This window comes from Vibrio sp. Vb0667, from assembly GCF_033391095.1.
Genome location: NZ_JAWPOL010000097.1, coordinates 1 through 1,874 on the forward strand (window position 1 = coordinate 1; position 1,874 = coordinate 1,874).

3 protein-coding genes are annotated in these 1,874 nt (G+C 44.2%); all 3 read right to left on the bottom strand.

Annotation, left to right across the window (positions count from 1 at the left end):
* Positions 1 to 586: hypothetical protein (locus tag R8269_RS23660; RefSeq protein WP_318222708.1), on the bottom strand; the 586-nt coding region annotated here is incomplete at its 3' end.
* 4 nt (positions 587 to 590) lie between these two features.
* Positions 591 to 1,082, bottom strand: a complete 492-nt coding sequence (locus R8269_RS23665; RefSeq protein ID WP_005456480.1) for a hypothetical protein — start codon at positions 1,080 to 1,082, stop codon at positions 591 to 593.
* Positions 1,083 to 1,202: 120 nt separating this feature from the next.
* A partial coding sequence (gene nudC, locus R8269_RS23670; protein ID WP_318222709.1) for an NAD(+) diphosphatase occupies positions 1,203 to 1,874 on the bottom strand: 672 nt, incomplete at its 5' end.

The window sequence follows — 1,874 nt, forward strand, 5'->3', positions numbered from 1 at the left end:
AAGCGAAGTTGGTATTATTTGGTCTATCCAAGGTGTAGAGCAACGCATTTGCGACGTTTTCATCCGCACAGTAGTTCTCAGCTTGCTGCACTGCTGCTGCAAAAAAAGGAACCGACAGTGACTTCGAGACATTCTGGAAAACTTTGGTTCCTTCTTCGTAACTCACCTCAGCGCTTGGTGCCAAGGTACTAAGAAGCTGACCATAATTTTCCACACATCCCTCTATCGCATATTGAATACATGGTTGTGCTGCAGGCACCAGCTCTTTCGAGAACTGCTGAGTAAAACTCTTAGATTGAGAAAGAAACGGGTAAGATAGGATTAACTGCTGACCCAGACCAATCGCATCATCTTTTGCTCCAGATGCAACATAGTGTTCAAACGCTCCCAACGCCGCATTTTGAACTAGGCTTTCCCACTCGCTATTACGTTGAGATGGACGAATATCTTCCGCATGCGCTAATAGCTCATTCCAATTTTTAGAGCCGTTCAATGCCTTTAAGTCGTCCATGGTGTAACGAGCTTCTTCACCGACCACGGCAAAGCTGACGGACACCATGAATAACGACAATAACGTTTTCTTCATCGTGTTAGTTCCATGCCTGCTTAAGGTACTTCAACGTTGAAGAGTCGTAAGCCGCATTTGGATTCAGGGCAACTTTGAGTACGCTACCACCTTCATCTAACGCGAAGCCTGTTTTTTTCGCATTCACTGAATCTTGACCTACGAATTGGATTTTTTGAACTTTTTGAAACTCTTCTTTATACAAAGCTGCGTGCTCAGTTGTCGTGCACAACTTCACCATATCATCATAGATGTAGTTAATAAGGCCACCTAACCAACCTGTGGTTTTTACTTTATCAAGTCGAGCTTCAGAAAAATCATAATTATCCCACTGAGCCCAATCGATATTGGTTTCTAGTACTTCATTACCACAAGCCTGCTGCACCTTGGTTACATTTTCTGTCATGGTATTTTCTGTCAACATGCGCTTCGCTTTTACTTCGATACTTGCATTTGCCGACATGCTTACCATTGTGCACGATACTAATCCTAGCCATAACGCTGATTTCAACTTCATTCGGTATACTCCATTATTTATAAACCCATCAATACAGAACGTCATCTCAAGCTAGTCTAGCAACAGTGATGTCTCAAAAATGATTAATTTTTAACCTTTACTTCCTTTACGATCAGCATCTCAGTCTGAAAGAATATCACTAACGGTCTGCTCAATTAGTGCTCTTGCAATAGTGCCTGTTGGTGCCACTGGTGGCATCTCTTTCACACCGAACCATTGCGCATCGGATAACTCCGTATAATCCGGATTGAGCTCACCAGAATCATAATCGGCGAGGAACGCCATCATCATACTGGATGGAAAGGCCCAAGGCTGACTGCCAAAGTAACGAATGTTTTTCACGTGAATGCCCGTTTCTTCATGCACTTCGCGCGCGACACAGTCTTCTAAGGTTTCTCCCGCCTCTAAAAAGCCCGCAATCACGGTGTACATGCCATTTCGATGCCTTGGGTGCTGCGCTAGTAAAATCTGATTTTCTTTACGCACAGCAACGATGATGCATGGGAAAATGCGCGGGTAGTGCAAAGTTCGACACTCTCCGCATTGCATGGCAAATTGATTATTATTAAGAAAGTTGCGCCCACCACATTGCGGGCAAAAGCGTAAGCTTTGGGTCATGTGCCCATATTGGATAGCCTTGCTCAACAGCATAAATAGCGGTTCAGGGAAATGTAGACAGTCGCGCAATGAAACGAGTGGGAGATCTTGCTCCAAATCTGCAAAATTAATCCACATCACTGGCGAACCAAGATAGTCACCAATTTGCCTCGCCTTCTCTTCTGGCAGTGAGAA